Annotated in this window: 26 protein-coding genes; 11 read left to right on the top strand and 15 right to left on the bottom strand. The window is 40.9% G+C overall.

Going from position 1 to position 26,868, the window contains the following annotated elements; genetic code table 11:
* Positions 1 to 69: 69 nt before the first annotated feature.
* Entirely contained in the window at positions 70 to 567 is a 498-nt protein-coding gene (locus V7K44_RS17700) for a pentapeptide repeat-containing protein (RefSeq protein ID WP_334933237.1), read from the bottom strand.
* 219 nt (positions 568 to 786) lie between these two features.
* Here V7K44_RS17700 and gcvT point away from each other — a divergent pair, with 219 nt between their 5' ends.
* The 3 genes from gcvT (at position 787) to gcvP (ending at position 5,545) form a co-directional block, all read left to right on the top strand.
* A complete protein-coding gene (gene gcvT / locus V7K44_RS17695; RefSeq protein WP_334933236.1) occupies positions 787 to 1,923 on the top strand; it encodes a glycine cleavage system aminomethyltransferase GcvT in 1,137 nt (378 codons plus the stop codon).
* A gap of 125 nt (positions 1,924 to 2,048) precedes the next feature.
* Entirely contained in the window at positions 2,049 to 2,438 is a 390-nt protein-coding gene (gene gcvH / locus V7K44_RS17690; protein WP_099103853.1) for a glycine cleavage system protein GcvH, read from the top strand.
* A gap of 194 nt (positions 2,439 to 2,632) precedes the next feature.
* Positions 2,633 to 5,545, top strand: coding sequence for an aminomethyl-transferring glycine dehydrogenase (gcvP, locus tag V7K44_RS17685; protein WP_334933235.1), 2,913 nt, complete (start codon positions 2,633 to 2,635; stop codon positions 5,543 to 5,545).
* A 120-nt stretch (positions 5,546 to 5,665) separates the two neighbouring features.
* Here gcvP and V7K44_RS17680 read toward each other — a convergent pair whose 3' ends face one another.
* From V7K44_RS17680 to V7K44_RS17665, 4 genes are all read right to left on the bottom strand, one after another.
* The gene (locus V7K44_RS17680) at positions 5,666 to 7,279 is read right to left on the bottom strand and encodes an alkaline phosphatase D family protein (RefSeq protein WP_334933234.1); all 1,614 of its coding nucleotides are present in this window, start codon (positions 7,277 to 7,279) and stop codon (positions 5,666 to 5,668) included.
* 327 nt (positions 7,280 to 7,606) lie between these two features.
* Positions 7,607 to 8,155 (bottom strand): PEP-CTERM sorting domain-containing protein, encoded by a 549-nt coding sequence (locus V7K44_RS17675; protein ID WP_334933233.1) that lies wholly within the window; start codon positions 8,153 to 8,155, stop codon positions 7,607 to 7,609.
* An 817-nt stretch (positions 8,156 to 8,972) separates the two neighbouring features.
* Positions 8,973 to 9,845, bottom strand: coding sequence for an SDR family oxidoreductase (locus V7K44_RS17670; RefSeq protein ID WP_334933232.1), 873 nt, complete (start codon positions 9,843 to 9,845; stop codon positions 8,973 to 8,975).
* Between the two features lie 78 nt (positions 9,846 to 9,923).
* A complete protein-coding gene (locus V7K44_RS17665) occupies positions 9,924 to 10,667 on the bottom strand; it encodes a tetratricopeptide repeat protein (protein WP_334933231.1) in 744 nt (247 codons plus the stop codon).
* 790 nt (positions 10,668 to 11,457) lie between these two features.
* Between V7K44_RS17665 and V7K44_RS17660 the strand changes: the two genes are divergently transcribed.
* Positions 11,458 to 13,179: a trypsin-like serine protease gene (locus V7K44_RS17660; protein WP_334933230.1), complete on the top strand. Its 1,722-nt coding sequence runs from the start codon at positions 11,458 to 11,460 to the stop codon at positions 13,177 to 13,179.
* Positions 13,180 to 13,264: 85 nt separating this feature from the next.
* Here V7K44_RS17660 and crtO read toward each other — a convergent pair whose 3' ends face one another.
* The 3 genes from crtO to V7K44_RS17645 form a co-directional block, all read right to left on the bottom strand.
* Positions 13,265 to 14,959: a beta-carotene ketolase CrtO gene (gene crtO / locus V7K44_RS17655; RefSeq protein WP_334933229.1), complete on the bottom strand. Its 1,695-nt coding sequence runs from the start codon at positions 14,957 to 14,959 to the stop codon at positions 13,265 to 13,267.
* Positions 14,960 to 15,066: 107 nt separating this feature from the next.
* A complete protein-coding gene (locus V7K44_RS17650) occupies positions 15,067 to 15,825 on the bottom strand; it encodes an LmeA family phospholipid-binding protein (RefSeq protein WP_334933228.1) in 759 nt (252 codons plus the stop codon).
* Between the two features lie 224 nt (positions 15,826 to 16,049).
* Positions 16,050 to 16,280, bottom strand: a complete 231-nt coding sequence (locus tag V7K44_RS17645; RefSeq protein ID WP_334933227.1) for a hypothetical protein — start codon at positions 16,278 to 16,280, stop codon at positions 16,050 to 16,052.
* A gap of 187 nt (positions 16,281 to 16,467) precedes the next feature.
* On the opposite strand from V7K44_RS17645, the gene V7K44_RS17640 reads away from it, so the two are divergent.
* The 3 genes from V7K44_RS17640 to V7K44_RS17630 all read left to right on the top strand — a co-directional run bounded on the left by V7K44_RS17640 (position 16,468) and on the right by V7K44_RS17630 (position 20,626).
* On the top strand, positions 16,468 to 18,681 hold the full coding sequence (locus V7K44_RS17640; protein ID WP_334933226.1) for a phosphoketolase: 2,214 nt from the start codon (positions 16,468 to 16,470) through the stop codon (positions 18,679 to 18,681).
* A gap of 385 nt (positions 18,682 to 19,066) precedes the next feature.
* Positions 19,067 to 19,204 (top strand): hypothetical protein, encoded by a 138-nt coding sequence (locus V7K44_RS17635; RefSeq protein ID WP_334933225.1) that lies wholly within the window; start codon positions 19,067 to 19,069, stop codon positions 19,202 to 19,204.
* Between the two features lie 96 nt (positions 19,205 to 19,300).
* Positions 19,301 to 20,626, top strand: a complete 1,326-nt coding sequence (locus V7K44_RS17630; protein ID WP_334933224.1) for a GIY-YIG nuclease family protein — start codon at positions 19,301 to 19,303, stop codon at positions 20,624 to 20,626.
* 33 nt (positions 20,627 to 20,659) lie between these two features.
* On the opposite strand, the gene V7K44_RS17625 is transcribed toward V7K44_RS17630, so the two are convergent.
* The 3 genes from V7K44_RS17625 to V7K44_RS17615 all read right to left on the bottom strand — a co-directional run bounded on the left by V7K44_RS17625 (position 20,660) and on the right by V7K44_RS17615 (position 21,573).
* Positions 20,660 to 20,848: a DUF2281 domain-containing protein gene (locus V7K44_RS17625; protein ID WP_334933293.1), complete on the bottom strand. Its 189-nt coding sequence runs from the start codon at positions 20,846 to 20,848 to the stop codon at positions 20,660 to 20,662.
* A gap of 156 nt (positions 20,849 to 21,004) precedes the next feature.
* Entirely contained in the window at positions 21,005 to 21,229 is a 225-nt protein-coding gene (locus V7K44_RS17620; protein WP_334933223.1) for a DUF4926 domain-containing protein, read from the bottom strand.
* On the bottom strand, positions 21,226 to 21,573 hold the full coding sequence (locus V7K44_RS17615; RefSeq protein WP_334933222.1) for a DUF6883 domain-containing protein: 348 nt from the start codon (positions 21,571 to 21,573) through the stop codon (positions 21,226 to 21,228). The genes V7K44_RS17620 and V7K44_RS17615 overlap by 4 nt, the downstream gene beginning before the upstream one ends.
* Before the next feature lie 253 nt (positions 21,574 to 21,826).
* Here V7K44_RS17615 and V7K44_RS17610 point away from each other — a divergent pair, with 253 nt between their 5' ends.
* Positions 21,827 to 22,087: a DUF2281 domain-containing protein gene (locus V7K44_RS17610; RefSeq protein ID WP_334933221.1), complete on the top strand. Its 261-nt coding sequence runs from the start codon at positions 21,827 to 21,829 to the stop codon at positions 22,085 to 22,087.
* On the top strand, positions 22,074 to 22,541 hold the full coding sequence (locus V7K44_RS17605) for a type II toxin-antitoxin system VapC family toxin (protein WP_334933220.1): 468 nt from the start codon (positions 22,074 to 22,076) through the stop codon (positions 22,539 to 22,541). Before V7K44_RS17610 ends, V7K44_RS17605 begins: the two co-directional genes overlap by 14 nt.
* A 44-nt stretch (positions 22,542 to 22,585) precedes the next feature.
* Here the strand turns inward: V7K44_RS17605 and aroH are convergent, their stop codons facing one another.
* From aroH to V7K44_RS17585, 4 genes are all read right to left on the bottom strand, one after another.
* Complete coding sequence (gene aroH, locus V7K44_RS17600) at positions 22,586 to 22,999, bottom strand: chorismate mutase (protein WP_334933219.1); 414 nt, start codon at positions 22,997 to 22,999, stop codon at positions 22,586 to 22,588.
* 148 nt (positions 23,000 to 23,147) lie between these two features.
* Positions 23,148 to 23,969 (bottom strand): signal peptide peptidase SppA, encoded by an 822-nt coding sequence (sppA, locus tag V7K44_RS17595; protein ID WP_334933218.1) that lies wholly within the window; start codon positions 23,967 to 23,969, stop codon positions 23,148 to 23,150.
* Between the two features lie 70 nt (positions 23,970 to 24,039).
* Positions 24,040 to 24,162, bottom strand: a complete 123-nt coding sequence (locus V7K44_RS17590) for a hypothetical protein (protein ID WP_334876454.1) — start codon at positions 24,160 to 24,162, stop codon at positions 24,040 to 24,042.
* Positions 24,163 to 24,660: 498 nt separating this feature from the next.
* A complete protein-coding gene (locus tag V7K44_RS17585) occupies positions 24,661 to 24,957 on the bottom strand; it encodes a hypothetical protein (RefSeq protein ID WP_334933217.1) in 297 nt (98 codons plus the stop codon).
* 491 nt (positions 24,958 to 25,448) lie between these two features.
* Here V7K44_RS17585 and V7K44_RS17580 point away from each other — a divergent pair, with 491 nt between their 5' ends.
* Both V7K44_RS17580 and V7K44_RS17575 read left to right on the top strand, forming a co-directional pair.
* Positions 25,449 to 26,243, top strand: coding sequence for an MlaE family lipid ABC transporter permease subunit (locus V7K44_RS17580; protein WP_334933216.1), 795 nt, complete (start codon positions 25,449 to 25,451; stop codon positions 26,241 to 26,243).
* Between the two features lie 113 nt (positions 26,244 to 26,356).
* Entirely contained in the window at positions 26,357 to 26,743 is a 387-nt protein-coding gene (locus tag V7K44_RS17575; protein WP_094350673.1) for a DUF3119 family protein, read from the top strand.
* Positions 26,744 to 26,868 lie beyond the last annotated feature (125 nt).

Below are 26,868 nucleotides of genomic sequence, written 5' to 3'. Positions count from 1 at the left end.
GCTCTCTGTGTACTCGAACGGTTTAAAATAATATCCCCTCTTCTTCGCTGATGAAGAGGGGGTGAGAGTCTACTTACATCCTAAAGATTTGCGAGTTTCCACACCAGTTTTAGAATTTACACCACTTGCCTTAACACAAAGCTTTTTCACTTGTATCCCATCTAATATTGCATTCGTAAAATCGGTACCGGTGACATCCACGCCATCAAAAGTAGAACGTAGCATCATCGCATCAGTCAACACAGCATCACTTAAATCAGCATCCTTAAACCTTGTTAGATAGGCTATGCCTTCACTAAAATCAGCACCATGCAGATTTACTCCCTCCAATACGCTACCGTTAAATACCCCACCACGTAAGTCAGCATTGCTAAAATTAGCATTCTCTAATTTGAGATTGGTAAACTCAGTACCAATTAAACTTTGACCAGAGTAATCCTTGCCCTTGAGTTGATCATTACCCACAGAACGGGTAATACTAGAAGAACTTGCTGCTTGCGCCGATAGGGGAAACAAAAAAAGAACCATAGCTAAAACAAAGCTAGCTAACAGTTGCCAATATTTCATAATCTCTTCTTAATAAATCTCAACACTTTTACTATTAACTATTAAACCTTACAGAAGGGGACAAGGGAGTGAAGAAGGGAATAGGGTACAGGTTACAGGGTAGAGATTGTTCCCTATCACCTGTTCCCTGTCACCTCTTCCCTAATCTCTCGTAGGATGATAGATGTTGAGGTGCGATGCCTAACGGCAAGTTGCTCCGCATCTACGCAATAATTACCTGTGGCTAATCAAGAAGACAACGCCCAATCTCTGGCGCGAACCCCTTTATATCAACTGGGTGTAGAACTCAAAGCACGCCTTACCAGCTTTGGCGGCTGGGAAATGCCTGTGCAATTTAGTGGAATTAGCCGCGAACACGAGGCTGTAAGAAATACAGCCGGAATGTTCGATATTTCCCACATGGGCAAATTTACCCTCCAAGGTAAAAACCTGATTTCCCAACTCCAGCCACTAGTGCCTTCCGACTTGAGTCGTTTGCAAGCTGGTCAAGCACAATACACCGTATTGTTAAATCCCCAAGCGGGAATTATTGACGACATCATTGTTTATTATCAAGGTGAAGACACCAGTGGTACACAAAAGGCATTCATCATAGTCAATGCGGCAACCTCTGGTAAAGATAAAGCATGGCTATTACAACACCTTGACCTAAATAAGTTGCAATTCCAAGACCTTTCACCAAATAAAGTCTTAATTGCCGTCCAAGGGCCAAAAGCAACTAAATATCTCCAGCCATTAGTGCAAGAAGACTTACAACCAATCAAAGCCTTTGGACATTTAGAAGCAACTCTACTAGGTAAATCTGCCTTTTTGGCCCGCACAGGTTACACCGGAGAAGATGGCTTTGAGGTGATGGTAGACCCGGATGTGGGAGTAGAATTGTGGCGAAGTCTCCATAAAAGTGGTGTTATCCCCTGTGGACTCGGTGCGAGAGACACTCTGCGCCTAGAAGCAGCGATGGCACTTTACGGACAAGATATCGATGACACCACCACACCTTTAGAAGCAGGTTTAGGGTGGCTAGTTCACTTAGAGACCAAAGGCGATTTTATTGGTCGGGAAGTTTTAGCAGAGCAAAAATCCAAGGGAGTGAAGCGTCGATTGGTAGGTTTGCAAACCCAAGGACGCAACATTGCCCGTCATGGCTATCAAGTGTTATCCACAGGTAAAGTTGTGGGAGAAGTTACTAGTGGCACCCTGTCACCTACACTTGGTTATCCTGTTGCATTAGGCTACGTTCCCACCCAGCTAGCAACTGTTGGTCAGCAGCTAGAAGTCGAAATTCGCGGCAAAGCTTATCCAGCAGTTGTAGTTAAACGTCCCTTTTATCGGTCAAAAAATCGTGTTGTCAACTGATAAGCGCTGAGGTTTTTGAGGAATAATGTGTTGTGAGTTATTCAATCTACAGTCAGGTTCATTACCGGATATGGCTTGCATGACTATTGGGGCAATAATTTTTTTAATAAGGGAGAGGAAGTGATATGTCTTTTGAATATCCTCAAGATTTCAGATACCTGGATTCTCATGAATACGTGCGAATAGATGGTGAAATTGCCACCATTGGCATTACTGAGTTTGCCGTACAGGAATTGGGTGATATCGTCTTTTTGGAACTACCAGAAATTGGCGATGCTCTTACCAGGGGAGAAAACTTTGGCACAATTGAATCAGTGAAAGCCGTTGAGGAACTGAATTCACCAGTGACAGGCACCGTTATAGAACGGAATGAAGCCCTAATTAGTTCTCCCGAAGAAGTGTCAGAAGACCCTTACGGAGAAGGGTGGTTTTTGAAAGTGCGCGTCAATGACCCTGGCGAAGTTGAAGATGCCTTGACAGCAGATGAGTATCGCGCCCAAGTAGAAGGGGAGTAGGAGTGCTGAGTGCTGTTAGCGGATAGCTAGCTAGGGTTTAGCCCGTGCTGAGTGGAAGAGTAAAAGAGTAGGTGAGTGGAGGAGGTAATTAACAATTACTCTTATTCACCTATCCAATATCTTCTGAATCCCCAGCCCCCAGTTTAAGAGTATTTATTGCAAAATATGAAATAGTACCATCTGGAGAGTAATTTGTGGTATTGAACGCCCCTATTCTCAAGTCTAATGAGCAGCAAGTGCTGGACGAAAAAAGTCAAAAGTTAAGTAGTTTTGTGCCAAGACACATTGGCCCTAACTCCGATGACATCTACCAAATGCTTAAAGTTTTGGGTTTTCCTAGCCTGGATGCCCTAATTGACCAAACAGTTCCCCAGACAATTCGGCTGAAGCAACCCTTAAAGTTACCAGCAGCAGAAAGTGAGTATGCAGCACTGGCATCATTAAAAAAAGTTGCCGCCAAAAATCAGGTTTTCCGTTCATACATTGGTATGGGCTATTACGACACTATTACCCCACCTGTGATTGGGCGTAATATCTTAGAAAACCCTGGTTGGTATACTGCCTACACTCCCTATCAGCCAGAAATTGCCCAAGGGCGACTAGAAGCGCTGCTGAATTTTCAAACCTTGATTATTGACCTTACAGGTTTGGAAATTGCCAATGCTTCGTTACTTGATGAAGCCACAGCAGCAGCAGAAGCGATGAGCCTAAGCTACGGTGTCTCCAAAAATCAGGCAAATGCCTATTTTGTCTCTCGTGATTGCCATCCCCAAACCATTGATGTGTTGCAAACACGCGCTAAACCATTGGGGATTAAGATTATTGTTGGCGATCATCAAACATTTGATTTTGATCATCCAATTTTTGGGGCTGTTCTGCAATACCCTGCAAGTGATGGCACCATTTACGACTACCGCGCTTTTATAGAAAAAGCCCATGCTAAGGGTGCATTGGTAACGGTAGCAGCAGACCCTCTAAGTTTAACTTTACTTACCCCTCCTGGGGAATTTGGCGCTGATATTGCTGTCGGAAGCACTCAGCGGTTCGGTATTCCTTTGGGGTTTGGTGGACCCCATGCAGCATACTTTGCTACGAAGGAAGAGTATAAACGGCTGGTTCCAGGGCGAATTGTAGGTGTATCAAAAGATGCCCAAGGTAAGCCTGCATTACGTCTCGCCTTACAAACCCGCGAACAGCACATCCGCCGCGAAAAAGCAACTAGTAATATTTGTACTGCACAGGTGCTGCTGGCGGTGATGGCGAGTATGTACGCTGTCTATCATGGCCCTACTGGACTTAAGCAAATTGCCGAAAATATCCACTCTTTGACAGTGTTGCTGGCAGAAGGACTGAAGCGTTTGAGTTACAGCATCAGTTCCAAAGATTTCTTTGATACGCTGCGAGTAGAACTGGGAAGACGCAATTTAAAAGATATTCTGGCAGTTAGTGAACAACTTCAAATTAATCTACGGGTTTTTGATGCAACTACTGTTGGTATTTCGCTGGATGAAACAACTACGCCAGAAGATTTAATCGACCTTTGGCAGATTTTCGCTGGTACAGATGATTTACCCTTCACTTTTGAAGAATTAACTTCTTCCTCATCCTTCCATCTCCCTCTCTCTCGTACAAGCACATATCTCACTCACCCAGTATTTAACCGCTATCACTCAGAAACTGAGTTGTTGCGCTATCTGCACAAGCTAGAAAGCAAGGACTTGTCGCTAACTACATCGATGATTCCTTTGGGCTCTTGCACAATGAAGTTGAATGCAACTGCTGAGATGATTCCGGTAAGTTGGGAGGAATTTGGCAAGATTCATCCATTTGCCCCGGCGTCGCAAACGCAAGGTTATCAAATCCTATTCCAGCAACTTGAGACATGGTTGGCTGAAATTACTGGTTTTGCGGGAATTTCTCTGCAACCAAATGCTGGTTCTCAAGGTGAGTATGCCGGACTTTTAGTAATTCGTCAGTATCACGAAAATCGGGGCGAAGCACACCGCAACGTTTGTTTAATTCCCACTTCGGCACACGGGACAAACCCAGCAAGTGCAGTGATGTGCGGAATGAAGGTGGTGGCTGTTGCCTGTGACTCACAAGGTAATATTGACGTTGCTGACCTGAAGGCTAAAGCAGAAAAACACAGCAATGAATTAGCCGCCTTAATGGTGACATATCCCTCAACTCACGGTGTCTTTGAGGAGCCAATTCAGGAAATCTGCGCTGTTGTCCACAGTCACGGCGGACAAGTTTACATGGATGGGGCAAATATGAATGCCCAAGTGGGAATTTGCCGTCCTGGGGATATTGGCGCGGATGTCTGTCATTTAAACTTGCACAAAACCTTCTGTATTCCGCATGGTGGTGGCGGCCCTGGTATGGGGCCCATTGGCGTTGCCTCTCATTTAGTGCCCTTCCTCCCCGGACATCCTGTTGTCACTATCGATAAGTCAACTCAGCACTCAAATATTGGTGCTGTTGCGGCTGCGCCTTGGGGTAGTGCGAGTATCTTGGTGATTTCTTGGATGTACATCGCCATGATGGGTACAGATGGTTTAACCCAAGCTACTAAGGTGGCGATTCTCAACGCTAACTACATTGCCAAGAAACTGGAATCGTACTATCCGGTTTTGTATCAGGGGAAAAATGGTCTAGTTGCCCATGAGTGTATTTTAGATTTGCGATCGCTCAAAAAATCAGCTGCGATCGAAATCGATGATGTTGCCAAGCGTCTGATGGATTACGGTTTCCATGCGCCGACTGTCTCCTGGCCTGTAGGGGGTACAATCATGGTGGAACCTACAGAAAGTGAATCTAAGCAAGAGTTGGATCGTTTCTGTGATGCGTTAATTTCTATTCGCCAAGAAATTGCCGAAATAGAAATTGGCAAGGTGGATATCCAAGATAACGTTTTGAAGAACGCACCCCACACCGCCGAAAGCCTCATCGCTGGAGAATGGCAGCATCCTTATTCTCGCGAACAAGCTGCTTATCCCGCGCCTTGGACTCGTGAGTATAAATTCTGGCCTGCTGTCGGTCGCATTGATGCAGCCTTTGGCGATCGCAATTTTGTTTGTTCTTGTCTGCCAATGGATGCTTATTAAACTGAAGTGAAGAGTTAGGAGTTAGGAATTAAACTCCTAACTCCTACATTCGATAAAAACTGATGATTTACCTGTTTCTATCTGTGATTGTCTGGTTCTGATACCTGGGAATTAGACATATTAGGCTTGTTGTATTTCTGGACGACCATCTTCAACCACAAATGAAGCCCGCTTACTAAGCGTGCCATTCGGGGTTGTGACGTTTGATAAAACTAGATAATCTGTCTTGCAGGTTGTGGGAGTCAGCGCACAGCGAACATACCCCCGTTGACCGTTGAAGAATTTAATGTGTGGGTTATCGGGTAAGTAAGCTTCAACATTTGGGCTGGTATCTGCCCCATCTCCACCGGAGGTTATTGAGGTACAGACAAATTCACTTCCGACCGTAGCAGATTTTGGGTTATTAAAGTCAGCCTTTAAATTTATTGCCCAATTGGAATGGATATCGCCTGATAAGACTACTGGATTAGATGGTTTGCGCTGTTCTAAAAAACGCATGAGGCGATCGCGGGAAGCCACATAACCATCCCACTTATCCATGCTGTAAGTTTCGCCAGGCCCTGCTTTTGTGTCTATCTGAGCAACTACAACTTGCTGGGCTAAAACGTTCCACTTAGCCTGTGAGTTATTTAAACCATCATATAGCCAATCTTCCTGACGCTTGCCAGTAATGGTTCCATTGGGATCTTCTCCACAAGGACGTTGTTTAGTACCATCACCGCAGGGCTGATCGGTGCGATATTGGCGGGTATCTAAGACATGGAAGGTCGCTAAGTTACCAAAAGAAAGCCGTCGGTAAAGTTGCATATCGGGGCCAACGGGACGCGATAAGGGGCGCAGTGGCATGTGTTCGTAGTAAGCCTGATAGGCAGCAGCCCTTCGTTGCAGGAAAATAGCCGGATCTTGATCTGGTTCAGTATCGACTTCTGAAATATAGTTGGCGTAGTTGTTTTCTACTTCGTGGTCATCCCAGGTAACAATCCAAGGAAATGCTGCATGGGCTGCTTGCAGATTGGTATCGGTTTTATAAAGGGCGTGACGGTTGCGATAATCTTCTAAAGTCAAAATTTCTGCACTGTTGTGCTTTCTGGGGCGATTATTTGAGATTCCTCCTTCGTAGATGTAGTCTCCAACATGAACTACTAAATCGAGGTCATCCTGGGCTAGATATTTGTAAGCAGTAAAGTACCCTTGCTCGTAGTGCTGACAGGATACAAGGGCAAAGTTTAATTTACTTAAATAGCTATTTGCTAAAGGTGCTGTACGAGTGCGACCAATAGGGCTAGCGTCTTGACCGACAAGAAAGCGATACCAGTACAAAGTATTAGATTGCAATCCTTCTACTACAACTCGCACTGAGTGAGCTAATTCTGGGGTTGCCAGTACCGTACCTCTGGAGACAATGCGCCTCATATCAGGATCGGTAGACACTTCCCAGCGAATTGGCACATTTACAGGTGGCATTCCACCTCCCTCTAAGGGTTCAGGAGCGAGACGAGTCCAAATCACTACGCTGGTAGAATCGGGATCGCCCGATGCGACACCTAATGTAAAAGGATAATTAGAAAATCTGCCTGTAGCGTAGACGCCTAGCGGCTTGTCGGCAGACATCGCTGTTTGATGAGAAAATTGGTTAGCGATCGCCAAACCAGATAATGCTCCTGCCCCAATAATTAAGTTGCGTCGTTTGATTCGACTGTGCAGGAACTGCTCAAAATTCCGGTAATCTACCATTCTCTACTCCTGGCTAACAGGTAAGTTAAAGTACAGCAACAGCTAACACAAAGAAGGTGGAGTAATCGTAGGATAATTTCGTAATTATTCCCTTATAGCAATTCTTTATTAACACCCATAGAAATAACCCCACCACCCTTGTTAAGGAGAGGTTGTGAGGGGTCTTAATGTGCAGCTTCATAGAAAATTGCCATTATCAAAATTAGATTTTAATTTCCAATTTTTCCCTCTGCTATCAATGTGTTAGATGTTGTTTTCCCACATAAAAGCCTACCAATAAGAGATTAATCCTTGGCAAAGAAATTGTTAATATCAGCTTAACCAAGGTTAGATTTTAATCTTTTTGATTGATGCTACCTTTCTCTTCATCATTGAGCCAAGGCTACAAGCAAAAATAACACCAACTAAAGGTGTAGGTTCAGGTACTTGTCTATAAGAAACTGTACCTGATATAAGTTCAGCATTGGGAGAATTTTTAGAGTAAATTGTAAAATCCTCACCAATAATTTCATAACTGATAGAACTGGAAGGATTAGCTTTATCATTAAACTGATAATCTAATCCAAAATACGTTTGTCCTGTTAAGGATGTGGTTTTAAAAACAAGAGGAAAATCTGCGTAATTTGCATCATCTTGTTTAGTGTAAATGGTAGAGTCGCCATCAAAGTTGAAAGAAAGTGACTTAATGGGAGCTTCGGGATTATAGTCATCGCTGAAGGTTGAGTCATCAAAGCTAAAAAAGCCATTCCCCTTTGTTAATGGACTATCAACGGTGAAAGCGTAATTAAGAATTGCAGCAGATGCAGATTTTACATCTACGGTAGCAAAACCTAAAGCAATAGTAGCAGCAACCAATAAATTTGGAACCAATTTCATCTCAATTTTCCTTACCATCAACTTCTGTAAGCAATGCAATTACAAGCTACAAAAATAGCTTTTCTCTAACTTACTTATTTTCCAAATTGAAATTCATAACTATTAGATCCAGTTATGAAATCAATATTTTTCTCTTCAATTAAGAAGCAAACAACTGCCCAAATTGTTTTGAGACACCCTATTTTAAAATTAGGAGTTTAAGCAGACTTTAATCAAAGGTAAAATTGAAGAAGAATTCAGAAGTCAGAATCGGCTTACGCCCCGCTGCGCTAACAGGAGTCAGAATCAAGACGCCCGATGATATCATGTTCGCTTGATTACTTATTAAACCCGAAGAACCCCACCCCGCCAAAGCTACGCTTCGTCTCCCCTCCCGAAGAGCGGGGAGGGGATTAAGGGGAGCCAGCGCGGTCTTCTCCCAAGGGGAGACGCCAAGGGCGATGGGGGTTTTCCCCATGAGCGACTGGCGTGTGGGGTGCAATGACTGTGGAAATCAGAACTAATTATGCGAACATGATATGACTTGCCAACGTTGCGCAATCAGTCGGGGATTCAGACCCGCGACTGATTTAAGACCACTAAATTTTCACTTTTACAGGGATAATTCTCATTTAGGAGGGGAGAAAGTGATAGCAAACCGTCCCTTGCCTGTTAAAGAAGGGCGAGGGGAAATTATCAATTACATTACTAAATTCTCAATAAAACAGGTTTTTCCGTTGCGATGCCTACGGCGAGTGAGTAACGCCTACGCATAGTGTACCAGAGGTAATCGCATTTCAAAATAGCCTATTCCTGTTTTTAGTTTTAATACTTAGTCTTAACTGAATTGTATTGCCTCTAATTCTTCCCTTACAGATAAAGGCTGATACCCCAATGCAAAAGCTTTGGAACTATCCAAAGAAACATCTGTTGGTCTAGGTGCTGCCATTTTCACATCTTGTTGGCGGCAGGATTTAAGTCTAGTGGCGGGAAGCTGAAATACTTCTACTAATATCTGTCCAAAATCATAACGTGAAAGCCGCTCTTTGCCACCTAAGTGAATGATGCCGTTAACTTTTTCTAACGCTAATAAAAGTCCTTTGGCAGCAGTTGTTCCACTTACGGGTGTGCGAAATTCATCTATAAATAAACTTAGTTCTTCTTCGGCTTGTAAAGTTTGAATAAATGGCTGAATAAAGCTTTTCGCTGTGGGTGTTGCTGCACCAAACATCAACGGCATTCGACATACTGCGGTCATGGGATACCTTTCTAGCATATCTGCTTCTGCGATCGCCTTTTGCTCACCGTAAAGATTTACAGGACACACGGCATCTGTTTCTTGATATGGAGCATTTAAGCCATCAAAAACTAAGTCGGTTGAGGTAAAAGCACAAGGAATAGAGTTATCCGCGCAAATTCCGGCAATATTGCAGGATGCGATGACGTTAATTGCGTGCGATTCTTTGGGGTTGCTTTGACAAAAATTTGGTTGCGAATGTGCAGCAGTATGAATAACTGCTTCTGGTTTGACATCATTAAAGATACTTTTCAATTCCTGAAAATTTGTTAAGTTCGCTTTTAAGATTTTCATGCCAGGAATTTCTAAAGGATGGGATAAATAAGTGCCATAAATCTCCCATTCTTGTTTGGCAAGCTGGCAAAGATGCCATCCTAAAAAACCACTTGCTCCGGTGATTAACAATTTTTTCATGTCTAATTGTAAACCGCTCAAAAAAAAATCCTTTCTACAGCAGGCTTATATTCTACCCTGAGTGCTGGCGATCGAATACTATTGGATTAATTCCTGAAATTGCTTTTCACTACGCACTTTGCTAAAGTCTGGGTCAGTTTTTGCTAATTTCTTGTATTTATCAGGAACAAGCTTGATTGCTTTGTCTAGGTTATCAATTGCTAATTCTAGATTGCTTTGTAAAGCATAAGAGCAAGCTTTGTTGTAATATGCTTGGTGCAAATCTTGCTTGATGGCGATCGCTCTATTATAAGATGCGATCGCATCTTGGTAGCGGTGTAGCTTTGTCAGAGCTATGCCTCGGTTAATTAAGGCTTCATATTTGTCGGGTTTGATCGCGATCGCTCGATCATAGGATGCAAAAGCATCTTGGTAGCGTTGCAATGATGTTAAGGCGATGCCACGATTATACCAAGCTTCATATTTGTCGGGTTTGATTGCGATCGCTCTATCATAGGATGCAAGAGCATCTTGATAGCGTTGCAACGATGTTAAGGCGATGCCACGGTTAATCCAAGCTTCAGGACTCTCAACTTTGATGGCGATCGCTTTATCATAAGCTTTTATGGCATCTTCATAATTTTGTCTATCTAATAAATTGTTACCTTGATGAAAGTAATCTTCTGCTTTTTGCGTAGCCTTCGCTTCTATAAAAAGTTGGGTTACATTGGTTTCTTGGACAACCTGTGTAGTATTTTCTGCCGATGAGTTTGCCCCACCACTACAGCCAAATGCCAAGAAAGCTATCAAGCCAGATGCAACGAAGCAGTGCCGAAAAACCATGCTGTACCTACAAAAATTATTAGATGATGTGTAAGAATTCAGGAGTCAGAATTCAGAATAGTTAAAGAATTAGGAGAAAATTTGATACATAAATGTACTAATCATGCTGCATTCCTTTTAAATTCTGACTTCTGACTTCTGGGTGCTGAATTCTTACGATGATGTTAAAATTTGTTAGTTTTTTGAGTATTCTCAAAATACACTAGTTTTTACCCATTAATTTACTTATATTTATTTTCCCAAAGAGCCTTGTTGACGATGCACAAAACTTTATTAAAATCAAGCGCGTATAATATTATCATATTAAATACACATAAAGCAATCGCTTGTAACCTACTTTACTCAAAAAACAATTATTTGTGTTGCTATATATATTGCGTAACTGTGACTCGTCGTAAACATCGCACTCGTGTAGTAATTCACCCTGATAAAAACTTTATTCAATCCGCCAATGCCGACGATATAAATCAGTCAGGATCGTAGAAAGTGAGTCATAGGGTTGATAACAGAAGTAATCTCAGAATAGCTAGATTTCCCAATCTTTCTCTCTATTAATTAGTTTTATTTTCCTGAAAATAAAATTTAAATTACCCTCTACATTATTGATAAATCGTAGAAGAAATTTATATTAAATATATGGCGATTCATAGATTTGATATTACTTACAAGTTTAGCGATAGTAAAACATTATTCAGATAAATTGCTGCTGAGAGGCTCATGCCATGAGCTAATTTCTAGCATTAAAGTTGGATATTTTGTATTCATTATTTTCTATTAAGGATCTAAAACTATGTCTATTTTCTCCCCTGATGGTCGCACAAAAGTTAGCAACACCACAACTTTTCCGTTTAGTGCTGTAGGAAAAATGAGAATACATTGGAAAGGCCCAGATGGGGTTATTGATACTGCCGATGATATTATCCTCAACGGCTCTGGTGCTATGATTTCTCCCTACCACTTTTTAACATCAGGGCACTCTGTGTATGACACGAGATATGGGGGTTGGGCAGATAAAATTGAGGTGATGCTTGGTTCTAAAGGAAATATCATTGCTGGTACAAACCGGGCTGACTACGAGTACTATGGTGAAGCCAAATCTGTTAATACACGTTCTTTTGAAGGATGGATTCAAGGAGATCAGACGAAAAGCGAAACTTTTCAATACGATATAGGATTGGTTACTCTTGACCGCAATATTGGAAACTTCACTGGCTGGTTTAACTATGGATATGACGATAATCTCAGCAGTGGAACTTTAATGAATGTTACTGGATACTCTTCTGATAAGTTTGATTCCAATAACGATGGGAAATTTGATAACTATGATATGTGGACTCAGAGTGGAAAAATTACAAGTACAACTGACTCGATCTTGCGTAGTAATGAACTAGATATCTTACCTGGAAATAGTGGAGGCCCTCTCTGGCTTAATAATTCCAACACAAATAAACCAACTATTTATGGAGTAGCTTCAAATGAGGCAACCACCAACGCAACTCCGCTTTACAACGAGTTTGCCCGAATTACAAGCACTCGATATAATGAGATTCAAAACTGGATCGACGAAGACACTACTACACGCAAACCCACTGACAAAGCTGATTTAGTAGATTCTGATGTGTGGTTTAACACCACTCTTGGAAGTTTTAGTAATAACATTATTAAAAATGGGGAAAATTTCAGCATCACAGTTTATCCTCGCAACAATGGTACAGCCGCGACAGGTAATTTCTCGGCTTCTTTTTACGCTTCTACTGATGCCAATGTCACTGATAGTATTGGCTCTCATTACTTAATAGGTAATACAACTATTTCTTCGATTAATCCATTCAATTCGGGAACAGCGACTTGGAACGGTGCGTTTCCTGATATCCCAATTGGAAATTACTACGTTATTTCATTTCTAGATCCAACTAATTCAATCCAAGAGTTTGATGAGAGTCTAAGCAGCAACCAAAAGGTATTTAGAACTTTACTCACTGTTACCGATAGTGCGCCCATTTCGACACCTCTGACTGTTTCATCAACCGTTAGCTCTCCTTTAACAGCCCGTGAAGAAAATCTCACCACAGGTGCCAATATTAATGAAACTGGTAATAATCAGCTAAATGGTGAAAATAGCAATGACATCCTTATAGGGGGAAGTGGTAACGATACTTTCGTTGGAGGTTTAGGTAATGATACCCTAACAGGAGGAACTGGATCTGATGTTTTTATTATTAATACCCCTGCTGAGGGAATTGATAACATAACAGATTTTTCGTCTTTAGATGACACGATTTATGTTTCTAAAATAGGGTTTGGAGGTGGACTTAGTGAGGGTATACTTCAAGCCACGCAATTTTTGATCGGTTCAGTAGCACAAGATAGCAGCGAGCACTTTATCTACAACAATAATACAGGGGGTTTATTTTTTGATGCTGATGGTACAGGCGCATCCGGTCAAATCCAAGTTGCTCAACTAGGAATTGGTCTAGCCATGACTAATAGAAATATTTTCGTGATTGCCTGATAAATAAAGACGCGATAAATCGCGTCTCTACATGAGGGTTTTGGGTTGATCTGAACTGTATTACTCTATTTTATCTGTGCAAAGCTTAATTAATGCCAAACACTGACTCGACAGTTGACTTAATCGAATCCCGCGCATCCTTCAAAGTTTGGCTAATTGGGTGTTTTGCCTGCAAAAATACCCGCGCACAATTGCGTCCCGGCATTCCCGAAATTGAACCACCTGGATGAGTCCCTGCACCAGTCAAAAATAGATTATCAATTGGCGTTTTGTAATTGGCTATTTCTGGCAAGGGACGGAAAAATATCATCTGATCTAAAGTCATGTCAACATGATAATAATTTCCTTTGTACGCACCTAATCTTTCTCCTAGTTCTGCTGGACTTTCTACCCGACGGGCGATAGTTGCATTTTTGACATTGGGTGCATAGTCTGCCAATTTATCAATCACCCGATCTGCGACTTTGTTTTTCAATTCATCCGTCCAACCAGTACCTTTTAAACCAGTACCTTCTGCACCCGCAATTTGATAAGGGGCAAAAAACTCAATCCATACAGTGTGTTTACCTGGTGGTGCTAATGTGGGGTCTAAATAACTAGGCATAACCACATACATTGATGGGTCAGCATCAGGAATTTCTCCCAAAGTGCATTTACTATGAGCCTGTTCTACATGAGCCACAGAATCAGCAATCAAGATAGAACCAACGAGATATTCATCTTTGTGAGCGTGGTGTGGAAAGCGCAGTGGTTCGTCTAAAGCTAAATCTATTTTGAGGATGGTTTCGTTGTTGTTAACGATGCGGCGTTCTAATCTTTCCCATAAATTGGGGTCGGCTGCGTTAACATCACTTTTATCTGTCATTTGTAAGAACAACCGCTTGGCATCAATATTAGAAATAACCCCGTGTTTAGCGCGATATTCTTTACCACCAGCAACCCGCACACCTACAGCTTTGCCATCATCAATTAAAACTTTTTCAACATGTTGGTCTGTGAGAATAACGCCACCTTTACTTGTGACCAAATTCACCAAAGCTTGCACAAGTGCGCCAGTTCCGCCGCGAGGTCTGGCCATCCCTGGATTATGACGCATTGCCATCATAATTGCACCAATGGCAAGGGTTTTTTGTGATGGCGGCGCACCAAGTTCTGCTGATAGTCTGGCTAGTGGTGCTTTTAGAAATTCTTCATCAAACCACTCGTTAAGTAAATCTTCAGCACTGGTTAACATCGTGCGAATGAAATCCAGCGTTTTGTTAGGGGAACCAATAACTGAAACTAAATCTTTTATTTTGGTGATGTCGTAGTTACCAAGGATGTCTATAACTGATTTTGGCGGTGCATTAAACATAGGAATCATTGCACCTAGCGCTCGCTGCCAAAAATCTACAAATTCTGCATATTTTTTGGCATCACGTTCATTGTAACGGGCGATTTCTGCACAAGTCTTTTCTACCGACTTATGTCCTAAAAAATACTTACCATCAGGATGAGGACAGAAAACAACTGGATCGCACTCCAAATAATGCAAGCCGTATTTTTCCAGTTCTAATTCTTCAACAACTGGCCCTAAGTGAATAAATTCATGGTCAATAGCACACAAATTGAATTTAAATCCAGGAGCTTCTTGGGGTAAGCATTCTTCAGTTGTAGCTGCGCCACCTGGTACAGAACGCTTTTCTAGTAACAGAACGCTATAACCAGCTTTTAGCAAATAAGCTGCACAAACTAGCCCATTATGTCCAGCACCGATTAGGACAACATCATACTCTTGCATAGTTGGAATTTAGAAATAATCAGTAACTTTCCAAAGTTTAGAAAAATTTTATTACATTGACATCATCCTTCGGTAACAAAAATTATCTTTAAATAGTGTCAATCCTACTAAGGAGAGATTAAAGTTGATAATGAGGGTATTTGTTTTACCTGAGCTTCTAACATAAGTATTAAAGTACCTTTTTGTACTTCTATATCTTTGATAGAAAACGATATATCCTCCCATTTAAAAGATGGTATATTCATCAGTTCTTTAGCTTTCTGCATGAATGCTGTAATTAATTCTATGGACATCCCCTCTCCCTCAGTGCAGTTAAAACCCTCTAGCATAGCGGGTTGTGAATTAGTGCGTGGACGAGCGATCGCAGTGTAAGCTAAAGGGCGAGTATTTCCCATTTCCTTTAACAGCACCTTTCCCCTAGATTCTATTTTGCCATTACCAGGTAATAATACCTGAATTTCTTCTGGCTCAAAACTGACAATTTCCCCATCTACATTCAACTCAAAGTTTTGCATCTGGCTACGAACAAACTCTGAGGTCAAGGCGCGGTTAATATCTACTTCTGTGAGTAGAACCCGAATGATCGTATTTACTGGCTCATTAAGTTCTATTTGACCAAAAAGAGCGCTAAAGGGATTGATGGCTATACTATCTGTTTGCAGTCTTATTTCCTGTATGCGGATGTCTTCTTTAATGACTAATCCTTGACCTGCAACTGAAACTCCATCCGACTGTCCCTGAAGTATTTTTAACAGATCGGTTTTTACATCTATTTCTATTTGTTCTACTTCATCTAGCTGATTGGATATTTGTTTTTCAGCTTCTTGGGATAGAAATTGTTCTTCTAACCGATGCTCATCAGGCATGAATTATTAATTCTCCTAAATGTCCTCTTACTCGTAACTGTAAAGGCTAATTCTGGAGAGTAAATCTATATTGGGGTATAGGTAATTTGTGATTTGATTTATAAATAGGGCTGCGATATTGAAGCAGCGATCGCAATTGTTCTCTCCTCTATCTCCTTCTCATGCAGAGTATGGGAATGCCCCTCGTTGAGGCTCTGCCTCCGGTCTGGCATTGAGTCTCTGACTCAATGAATGCATTCCCAGTGGGAGACTGGGAACGAGGAAAAACGAGGAAAAATTTGCTGTTGCGCTTGGGGGTTGCTGACAATCACCAAAGGAGGTAGATTGTTGTCTAATCTGAGAGTAAAAATCTCGCCATAGCTTTTGGCACAAGCCTCCATAAATGACATCGGATTAACAATCCAGTGCAGCATCTGTACAACTGCTGGAGTTTGCGGCCCATTTGGGAATTTCATAAATTTTTTTCCTACTTAATATTTTTTTTCTACTTCAACTAATTGAAATCTTGGTTGCGTGACCATTTAAAGTACTTATTCTAACGTTGCAAAAAAGCAATAAACTGTTACAACCTCGAAGATGTAAAATTTTGGTTAAATTCAACGTGCATCTACAGTTTCACCTCATCGTCAAAAGGTACTCAGCATGACTGCAATCTCCGCAAAGGCATCTTCAGCGCTTCCCAATTTTTCGGAAGGGATTCAATATTTTGGTGAAGCTTTACCAGATTTTGAAACTTATGGTGCAACACCTGCTATTGAGTCGGGCAAAATCGCGATCGCATCTCCCACAGATAAAGCAGCTGTATATCAAACTTTACTGGCTGCCGATGCCTTACGCTACCTGACTTTGCAAGTTACCGCTAGCAAAGCTTCTGGGCATCCCGGCGGATTCGCCAGTCAAGCAGAAGCTTACGCATCTCTTGTCATGCTGGGATACAAGAACATTATTACTGAAGTGGGACACCATGCCCCCGGATTTTATAGTGCCATGTTCTTGGATCGTTCGCTAGAGGACATGGAAATTTTTACAGTCCAACAATTGCGCGATCGCTTCCGAGAAAAGCACGGATTATTAGGACACCTTTCCGGTTTCATTCCCGGTATTCTTGCACCTGCGGGGCCTTTGGGACAAGGGCAACACTTTGCAATGGCGGCTGCACTGTTGCACAAAGATAAGTTGTTCCCCTTTACAGTTGGGGATGGTGGATTGGGTGAGCCTTATATTGTAAGTGCGATCGCACATTTTCATACTGCTTTTCCTGCTGTCACCAACTTCTTGCCGGTGTTGGTGTGGAACGGTTACAGCCAAGAACATCACAGCATGGTTTCTCTCAAAACCAATGAACAGATGCAAGCATATTGGCAAGGTAACGGTTTTGATGAAGTGGTGTTAGTGGATGCCAAAGATTTTGACGATCGAGATCAACCAGGGGATTACGTTGATAGTACCGCCTTTTCCTTTGAGAAACGCCTAGCATTCACTCAAGCAGTACTTTCCGGTGTGGATAAAGCAGCGCGATCGGCATTGGGTGGTAAACTTACCGTCTTCATTATTAAACAACTTAAAGGTGCAGGAGTCCACGCGCGGGGAGCAAAATCTCACAACCTTTATCCTAAAGATACGCTAGATGCGCCGCATATTATCAGTGCATTGCAAACCCGTGCTTTATCTGCGGAAGCTTGGCAATTAGTCAGAACAAATGCCGAACGCGCCGGTGGTGGCCCAGCAGCAAAAACTGTGGTGACAGAATTTGAATTTCCATTACCAGAATTAGGCGAATTACCTTTAGAAGAATATGCAGTTGGAGGTGAAGCCAAAGTTTCCACAACCGCAATGGGACGATTGGTAGGAATAGTTGGAAATAAAGATCGAAATTTCCTCGTCACCAACGCCGATGGTAATGAAGCATCGGGAATTGCCAACATCAACCAAGCATTAAAGATTATCCATCCCACAACCGACGACTTATATAATCAAGCGCCAAACGGACAAGTTTATGAACCATTGAGTGAAGATGCTTGTGCCGGTTTAGCTGCGGGTTTAGCGTTAATGGGTGCGAGAACTTTGTGGTGTTCTTACGAATCTTTTGCCATCAACGGATTACCAATTTGGCAAACTGTAACCCAATCAATGGCAGAATTGCGCCGTCAAACTCCTTCGACTATTACTTTATTCACAGCAGGTGCATTAGAGCAAGGGCGTAACGGTTGGACTCACCAACGTCCAGAAATTGAAGCTTACTTTGCTTCGTTGATGCGAAATGGAAATGTTTTTCCATTATTTCCCCCCGATGCTAATAGTATTCAAGCTTGTTATGACTGGGCATTGAAAACTAAGAATAAGGGAATTGTAATTACAGCAAGTAAATCGCCGTTACCAATTCGCACAACTTTAGAAGAAACTCGTCAAGGGTTACGCGATGGTGCAGTGTTATTACATGAAATTGCTGGTGATAAACAAGTTGTATTTGCTGTAATTGGCGATATGACATTAATACCAGTATTTGAAGCTGCGGCTTTCTTAGAAACTGAAGGTATTGGTGCGAAGATAGTTTCTGTGATCAATCCTCGGCAATTGTATCGTAGCCATGATACTGCATGGGATACCTGTTCTGAACCCGAAGGCGGTTTCCTAGATGATGCGAAATTTGCCGAATTATTTGATGGTGATGCGCTAATTGCGGTGACAGGTGGTGCTGCGGGGATGCTAGAACCGATTCTGTTGCGGAGTACGGCCAAGCGCGACACCTTTGCATGGAAGCGTGGGGAGACTACAGCCAGTGCTGGTGAGTTGATGGCGTTTAATGGATTGACAGCTGAAGCGTTGACGAAACGTGCGATCGCATTAGTGCATTAAGGCTGCGTAGGCGTAGCCAGCCGTAGGCATCGTCTTTTATTTTATCGCAAATATACGTATGGGAATGCTGAAAAATTGCGTTTAATGCGTATATTTGCGTTTTTTTATGAGAACTTCTAAGGCATTGAGATTAGTTTATAAATAAATGTGGTTAGATTTGCTGAAATTCTTTAACATTAACAGGTTTTTAAGTCACAAAAGCTGCTTTTTAAGTCGCAAAAGCTACTTTTTAAGTCACAAAAGCTACTTTTCAAGTCGCAAAAGCTGCTTTTTAAGTCACAAAAGCTACTTTTCAAGTCACAAAAGCTACTTTTCGAGTCGCAAAAGCTGCTTTTCAAGTCACAAAAGCTAGTTTACGAGTTCAAAACTTGATTCACAAGCCAGGATGAAACCGATATTTTTATGGAAAACATGGCGTTTAATGGATTCACTGTGGAAGCTTGACGAAAAGTGCGATCGCATTAGTGCATTAAGAATTTTCAAACCGCAGAACGCAGTTAAACGCGGAGACTTTGGCGTTTAATTGCGTAGATTTGCGGTTTTTATTTTGTAGCTTTTGATGTTTCTATAAAATATAATTCAAAATATATATTTTTTATTTATTCATGGGTGTCTCATTTTGCTAGAGAAAATCAAAATATCTGAATTACCATCAGTTTATTTATTGGACAAAGATCGTCTTCCTAATTGTGCAGCTATTTACTTTGTATTTGACAGTAAAGGTCAAATCATTTATATAGGTAGAACTATTAATTTAGTTGAAAGATGGAAAGCACATCATAGATTTAATCAGCTAAAAAGATTTAATCGGAAAAATACTCTTAGTATTAGTTGGTTGATTTGTAGTAGTGATATAGAAAATTTATCAAATCTCGAAAATGAGTTTATCAAGTTATACAAACCACCCCTTAATTGGTCTAAAGTAGTAGTACCCATTAGAAAAATAACTCCAGCCGAAACTGCTTTGCAGCAAAGTCTTCAGCAGCTAGCCAAGTTCAATGTTATGATAGTTGGTTTTGATCCGATATCAGATGGACAACCACCAACCATATATTTAGTATATCCTGTTTATGGGATGAAAGGATTATCTGGAAGTATTAGAACTGCATTAAAAAACATTAATAAAAAGGCTAGTTCATTAAAGTGGAGAGAATATAAAACTTATCCTAAATCTTACGGTAGATTCGGTTTATGGGAGACTGAATACAACGGTTTAAGAATAGATTTATCTCCATTTGATAGTCTAGTTTACTTCATGGAACATTCAAACCGTCAGACTCTAGCTGGAATAGAAATTATGGCATTTAGTAGGGAACAGCTAGAATTAATTTTAGATAAAAAAGAAGAAACCGACGAGAATACATCAGGTTTAGAAGCATTAGAAGATGATCCTATTCCAGTAGAAAATATTTATAAAAATCAACCTTTAAATGGTAGTTATAAAAATAAAGTTGAAGTTGAACCTTGGGAGGAATTAGAACCAATGTCTGAAGGTGAAGTTAGAGTAATGACTCGTCAGTTTGTTTATGTGGATGATATAGAAATAGAAGTATGTACTAACGACAATGGAAAGCATTTTGTTAGACATAATGTTTACTGGTGGATAATGCACAATCATAAAAATCCTAATCGTCAGTATGATTGTATAATAGAAAATACCAAAAATTCAGTTGATAGACTACCTACTATCAGATGGTCTGGTTATAAATTTAGATTTGAGATGATTAGGTTTAGTGAAGATGATGTAGAAGTTGAGAGTATACTATTTCCACTAGCTATGTTTGAAGACCTCATGAAAGACAAGTCAAGGTTTAATAGTCAAGCTCTAGAACGAATTTTAAAGGGTGAGTATAAATCAACTGACTATGATAGAGGAAGTGTAAAACTATTTATATGGCTACAATCTAATTTTATATCTTCGCTGCTTCAAACCAATAACAGTTAAACAAATACAGCCATTACAGGAATCAGTTGGTTTTTATTCCATAGACAAATCACTTGCTGCTTCCACACAACCAATGTATTTTTGAGCCAGAGTCAAAGCCGAAACCCGTGAATTTTTATCTTGAGAAGATAACTCTTGCTTTTGCATTTTCACAAGTAAAAATTCTACAAAATCTAACGCCTCTTGTTGCTTATCAGGAGGTAATATTCTTACCTTGTCTATAATAATTTCTTCAATGCTTATTTTCTCTAGCCTTTCGCATCAACTAAATATATTTTAAACTTTAAAGTATTATTTTGCTGTATGCCTTTAGCTGCGACTTCAATCATTAGGCACTTGAGAGGATAAATTTAGGAAGTATACATCGCACTGTTTACATTAATTTATCAAGCGCGATCGCGCAATTTCTCTTCTACCAATGGGACGCACTTGTATACTGTGAAGTGAAACAATTGCCACAGTCTCGCCATCCAATGTGACAAATTCAACCTCATATCCCTTGCCACCCTGATGTACTAAAACAACTGTACCTATATCACCCTCTTCTAAACTATATTCTGGGATATTACTAGTCAGAATAACTCTATCAAGTTCTTGAATCATTCTTCTCTCCGTTTCAGTGGGTATGAAGTAACAAACTTAGGAATAGTTTCCTCTATTTCAATAAACCAAGCCGAACGAATCAAAGGGTTTCTACCATCCGGTGAAAGCAGTGTACCTTCTACAGCATATCGAGTTCCAAATGGTGAATCTTCAATTTTTGTAACATCGTTATCAGCAACATGATTTAGTAATGCTTTAGCAAGAGTTTCCCAATCCTCTACTGAAAAACCAAACGCAGTAAAAAATTTTTCCTTGCTGCTTCCATCGGGGTGAGTTAGCGACAACAGATACTCAGTAATTTTTCGCCGTGGCACAACTGCTAGTTCGTAATTCGGCAGTTTCAACCCGCCTCTCCTACATTCTTATTTTCTCTAGCGTCTCGCATAAACTAAATATATTTTAAACTTTAAAGTATTATTTGACTGTATGTCTTTAGCCACGACTTCAATCGTTCGGCACTAAAGAGGATAAATTTAGGACGTATACATCGCACTATTCACATTAATTTATCAGGCGCGATCGCGTCACCTCAGCCAAGTTTAAAATTAGTTTATAATAGGATCATCCCGAAAAATTTCCTCAATTTAGAAGTTAATTATGCTTATAAAATTTGAAGAGATATATAAAGATATTGATACTTTACCAGAAGAAGCTCAAATATTGCTACTAGATTTTATTCAGTTACTCAAAAAGCGTTATCCTCAACCAGAATCAGAAAATCATAGTCAAGAAAAAAGTCTCTATGAAAAGTTTGATGAAATTGGATTAATTGGTTGTTGTTCTGTTGACGAAAATTTATCAACAACCTATAAAGAAGTTTTATCTAATACATTAGACAATAAATATGATCGTAGTTGATACAGGATTTTGGTTAGCTCTTATTGATAAAAAAGATACTCACCACGAAAGAGCAAAACAAGCTTTAAAACAATATAACGAACCTTTAATTACAACATGGTCTGTTGTTACAGAAACTTGTTATCTTTTGCTAACTCGCAAGGGAGTTGACGCTGAAATTATTTTTCTAAATAGTCTGCAACAAGAATTATTTACGATTTTTAATTTAGAACTTCAGCATACTGCTCGAATTATTGAATTAATGAAAAAATATGCTGATCTTCCAATGGATTTGGCTGATGCTTCCCTAGTAATTTTAGCAGAGCATTTAGGGCATGGACGCATTTTCTCAGTAGATCAGCGTGACTTTAATACCTATCGTTGGAAGCAAAGTTATCCTTTTGAAAAGCTTCTATGTTGCAGAAAATTACACTTTAGTAACAAACAATACTCGTCACTACAGCCGCATTTCTAATTTGCAGTTGGAAAACTGGATTTAACCTAAAAATATTAAGTATTTTAAACTTTTGATTTAATTGCTTGCTGTGATGCTTGTAAAGTCTGAGGCAAACTCCAGTCGGGACGCAAGCTAGCGGCGTTGCGTAAATAAATATGATGAATTGAGGCGGAGGCTGGCAGATAAGCATGGATTAAAAAGCGAATGCAGCGCTGTAAGCTGCCTTCGACGTGCATTTGCTGTACATCCAACATGGCCACATTATCCCAACCAGGACGTGCTCTTGCGATCGCAGCTGGAAAAACTGCATCCAAATCGCGTGTCACAGAAAAAGTCACACTAATAATGTCCTTTAGCTGGAATTGATTCCGGTTTTCCAGTTCATTTAGTAGTTCTGTAACTACCTCTTGGATTGTCTCAACAGTATTTTCTGAAGCGGTTGTTGCTCCGCGAATAGCCCGCATTTGCCAGTCCACGCCAAAATCCTCCTTAAAACACAAAAGTAAGGAATTAGGAGTTGAGAATGAGAAGTTAAGATTTTTAACTCATAACTCCTCACTCATAAACGCCAGTTGCTCCACTTGGGGAAACCCCAAGACCGCACTGGCTCCTCCTAACTCATATTTAGGGTCGATATAACCACAGAGGTAAACCACTAGTAGACATTTCAAATTCGAGCCAATCAATACCAGCCCCAATTCCTGATGAAAATTGACGACTCCCTGGTATAAAACGACTCAATAAGGGTTTACGTTCTTCTAGGGTATAGCAGAGAGTTTTTTCTGGATCGAGACCAACCAGTTCTGCTGTCCAACGACGGGCATCTTCTTCTGTGCCCAGGCGGTCTACAACACCCAAAGCTAGGGCTTGCTGTCCAGTAAAAATCCGACCATCGGCGAAACTTTTCACAGCTTCTACCGTTAAAGAACGGCCATCAGCTACCGTTTCGACAAACTGCTGATAACTTGTGTCAATCAACTCTTGCAGGATGTGTTCTTCTGGTTCGGTCAGTTGCCGATCGAAAGCCAAAATGTCTTTGTAAGGGCCTGACTTAATTACCTGGAAGGAAACACCGATTTTTTCTAGCAAGCGTTCCAAGTTATTCCCACGCAGAATCACACCAATACTACCCGTAATCGTACCTGGGTTAGCAACGATGTGTTCGGCTCCCACGCCGATGTAGACTCCTCCAGAAGCCGAAATATTGCCAAAGCTAGCGACGATTTTGATTTTTTCGCGCAAACGCTTCAGGGCACTGTAGATTTCTTGAGAATCTCCGACTGTACCGCCAGGACTATCGATACGTAACAATAATGCCGGAAACTTTTTTTCTTCTACAGTTTTCAGCGCTTCTAGGACGCGTTTGCGAGTAGCACTGGCGATCGCACCAGTAATTTCAATCCGCGCAATTTGTTTTCTAAACTTGGGCTTAAACGGCCAAACCATGAGCTGTCAACATACCTCGTAATAAATTCAATATAAGATCCCCGACGGTCAGACGACCTGCTTTCCTCTGTTAAGAAACATGAGTAGGCATTGCGATCGTCAGAATTTTAAGGAAATTTTTATATTTTTCAGTGAGTTTTATTTGATATTCTCGGTTAATACTAATCAAATCCTCAAAGATAACAGCTAGCATAAAATGCCAAACTCTAGTTTAGCGTTAACCTGATGATTTAGAAAGACTATTTTAGCTATTTTGCAAAATTAAAAGCTCTCAATGCCTTGTTGTTCTGGCTTTTTGAATGTTTGAGGACTGGTTTTACTAAGGTCGCACACGTTTACTAGTTGTCAGTAATTAATAACTAATAACTAATGAATATATAAATATTTAATCAATTACTTCGACACTCAATTTAATTAATACAAATTCATTCAGCAACACTAATCTCTATTTAGGTTAAGACTAGTACCGCAAGGCGGAAGTCAAAAGTTAACACTGAGCGACTTGCCTTGACTTGTGCGGAAAGGAGTCGAAGTGTCAAAAGTCAAAAGTGTTATGGAATAAGCTCTTTAAAGATTTTAAATGGTTGCTCTATTTCCGCTGTGTTGTACTAATAGTACTTTCACTCTGGGAAATATCACTTTTTCCTGTCTTCTACAGCCCAATAATTTCCTGATGAAGCGATTCCACTACTCAAGAACCTATACGTAATATTTGATACCGATAATATGCGAACATATCAAACAGTGCGCCAACGAAACTAAAGGTCAAGCTAATTACAAATAATCCGCGTAGGGGAGTTCCACTGCCGAAGGTGGCGAGAAAATGCATAATCTGAGTTGCGATCGCCTCGGTTAAGTTTTGTAAGCCAGGGATGTTACCGATGAGGGATAGAAAAAGGAATCCGCCGCCAACGAGGAACATGGGAACGACAAAACTAAAAATGATTGTAAGTAGTAGGGAGCGGAGAAAGTTAGTAAAAATAGCCATTTAAGACAAACTCCGTGAGTAGAGGTGACAAAAGCAAGATAGCGGTTTGTCATTTTCTACAATACGAGCGATCGCCCCAGAGCAGCGAATCTGTCAAAAATCTTAAGTTTTCATTAAAATAAACAGATAGCAGTTACAGCCTATGCTCGGAATATATAAAGAAACTTTAAATCTACAAAAGCCTTGCACAATAGAGATTATAGCCAAGTCTACTACTTATTTATTGCTTTGCAGCACGTTTAAGAATAGCTTTATTTTCTGAGAACATCTTTAATTTAAGTTAATATTCGGCCTTCTTTGGGGAGTGGGGAGATGAGAGCAGAGGGGCAGAGGAGCAGGGGAGCAGGGGGGAATTATTGAACAAGTCTCTCCCTTGTCTCCCCGTCTACCTTGTCTCTTCTTAATGCCCAATGCCCAATTCCCCATTCCCCATTCCCCATTCCCATGACTTCCGCTATTCTTAAGGCAGTTACCCAGTTAGCTACAGAACATTGAACCAGACTACATCCAAATCCAGTTTAGGGGAATGGAGTCAGCGTTTGCTGGCAGCGATTTTTCTGGGTGGGCAAGTACTAGTTCACCTATTGAGAGGCAAAATCCATCGGCGTAACACCTTAGAACAAATGGCAGCAGTTGGGCCAGATTCCTTATTTATTGCCCTATTGACGGCTATTTTCGTTGGTGCGGTGTTTACCATTCAGGTGGCGCGGGAATTTATCAACTTTGGCGCCGGAAACATTATCGGCGGAGTGCTTTCTATAGCGTTGACACGAGAACTCTCTCCTGTGTTGACAGCAGTGGTTTTGGCGGGACGAGTCGGTTCTGCCTTTGCAGCAGAAATCGGTACCATGCGAGTCTCAGAGCAAATCGATGCTATGTTGATGTTAAAAACAGACCCAATAGATTATCTAGTTATTCCCCGCGTTATTGCTTGCTGTTTAATGTTACCAATTTTAACCCTCCTATCTTTGATAACGGGGATGTTCGGAGGATTCATCATTGCGACAAATGTCTACAACCTATCTGATACAGTATTTCTAGACTCAGCCCGTAACTTTCTTGGTATCTGGGATATTTTAAGCGCCATGATTAAGGCGTGTTGTTTTGGCATTTTAATCGCTGTAATTGGTTGCAGTTGGGGGTTGACGACAACAGGAGGTGCTAAAGGTGTAGGACAGTCAACTACAACTGCTGTTGTGACTGCCTTGCTGATTATATTTGTGAGCAACTTCTTTCTTTCTTGGTTAATGTTTCAGGGGACTGGTAGTGCATTCATAGGGCTATAGAAGTTATGAGTTATGAGTTATGAGTTAAAACTCCTCACTCCTAATTCTTAACTTCTAACTCCTGACTCCTAAAATAGGAGAGATGCCTACTAAACAAAGCAGGATTTAAGACTGTGACCAGTTCATTTGCTTCTAACTCCACATCAACTGTGGAACTCAAGCCTAGTTACAATATACCCATCGTGTTGGTGATTGCCGCGATTCCACTACTGTTGGTACAACCTTGGGTAGGCTCAGTTTTCACGCTGTTTGGTTTGTTTCTCATGTTTCAGGCGTTAACGTTGCGTTTGCAATTTACCGTTACCGACTTAGATATTTACAGAGGCGAAAAATTGATTCGGCGCTTTCCCTACCAGGAATGGCAAAACTGGCGGATATTTTGGAATAGAGTCCCCATTTTGTTTTACTTTAAAGAAATTAAAAGTATTCACTTTTTGCCGATTTTATTTGACCCTAACACCTTGAAAACTTGCTTAGAACAACGTTGTCCGCGTATTTAGTGCTGAGTGCCATCTGTGCTGAGTCGTTTTGATATAGACTCAGAACTCAGCACTCATGCTCAGGACTTTTATGGCAGGTCAATTGTAATATTTCTGAAAGCTATTTATTCGCATCATAGGAATTA

The organism is Nostoc sp. (assembly GCF_036917235.1).
Taxonomy (GTDB): domain Bacteria; phylum Cyanobacteriota; class Cyanobacteriia; order Cyanobacteriales; family Nostocaceae; genus Nostoc.
The sequence above is the reverse complement of the archived record's forward strand: the minus strand, read 5'-3'. Positions and strand labels throughout refer to the sequence as shown.

What these genes read in the sequence shown, in the direction of transcription:
- V7K44_RS17675 (WP_334933233.1), bottom strand. Translation starts at nt 8,155, where the DNA reads ATGAAATTGGTTCCAAATTTATTGGTTGCTGCTACTATTGCTTTAGGT.
- gcvH (WP_099103853.1), top strand. Translation starts at nt 2,049, where the DNA reads ATGTCTTTTGAATATCCTCAAGATTTCAGATACCTGGATTCTCATGAA.
- V7K44_RS17610 (WP_334933221.1), top strand. Translation starts at nt 21,827, where the DNA reads ATGCTTATAAAATTTGAAGAGATATATAAAGATATTGATACTTTACCA.
- sppA (WP_334933218.1), bottom strand. Translation starts at nt 23,969, where the DNA reads ATGGTTTGGCCGTTTAAGCCCAAGTTTAGAAAACAAATTGCGCGGATT.
- V7K44_RS17660 (WP_334933230.1), top strand. Translation starts at nt 11,458, where the DNA reads ATGTCTATTTTCTCCCCTGATGGTCGCACAAAAGTTAGCAACACCACA.
- V7K44_RS17635 (WP_334933225.1), top strand. Translation starts at nt 19,067, where the DNA reads ATGAAACCGATATTTTTATGGAAAACATGGCGTTTAATGGATTCACTG.
- V7K44_RS17700 (WP_334933237.1), bottom strand. Translation starts at nt 567, where the DNA reads ATGAAATATTGGCAACTGTTAGCTAGCTTTGTTTTAGCTATGGTTCTT.
- V7K44_RS17670 (WP_334933232.1), bottom strand. Translation starts at nt 9,845, where the DNA reads ATGAAAAAATTGTTAATCACCGGAGCAAGTGGTTTTTTAGGATGGCAT.
- V7K44_RS17650 (WP_334933228.1), bottom strand. Translation starts at nt 15,825, where the DNA reads ATGCCTGATGAGCATCGGTTAGAAGAACAATTTCTATCCCAAGAAGCT.
- V7K44_RS17605 (WP_334933220.1), top strand. Translation starts at nt 22,074, where the DNA reads ATGATCGTAGTTGATACAGGATTTTGGTTAGCTCTTATTGATAAAAAA.
- V7K44_RS17590 (WP_334876454.1), bottom strand. Translation starts at nt 24,162, where the DNA reads ATGCTAGCTGTTATCTTTGAGGATTTGATTAGTATTAACCGAGAATAT.
- V7K44_RS17585 (WP_334933217.1), bottom strand. Translation starts at nt 24,957, where the DNA reads ATGGCTATTTTTACTAACTTTCTCCGCTCCCTACTACTTACAATCATT.
- V7K44_RS17645 (WP_334933227.1), bottom strand. Translation starts at nt 16,280, where the DNA reads ATGAAATTCCCAAATGGGCCGCAAACTCCAGCAGTTGTACAGATGCTG.
- V7K44_RS17665 (WP_334933231.1), bottom strand. Translation starts at nt 10,667, where the DNA reads ATGGTTTTTCGGCACTGCTTCGTTGCATCTGGCTTGATAGCTTTCTTG.
- crtO (WP_334933229.1), bottom strand. Translation starts at nt 14,959, where the DNA reads ATGCAAGAGTATGATGTTGTCCTAATCGGTGCTGGACATAATGGGCTA.
- V7K44_RS17620 (WP_334933223.1), bottom strand. Translation starts at nt 21,229, where the DNA reads ATGATTCAAGAACTTGATAGAGTTATTCTGACTAGTAATATCCCAGAA.
- V7K44_RS17640 (WP_334933226.1), top strand. Translation starts at nt 16,468, where the DNA reads ATGACTGCAATCTCCGCAAAGGCATCTTCAGCGCTTCCCAATTTTTCG.
- V7K44_RS17680 (WP_334933234.1), bottom strand. Translation starts at nt 7,279, where the DNA reads ATGGTAGATTACCGGAATTTTGAGCAGTTCCTGCACAGTCGAATCAAA.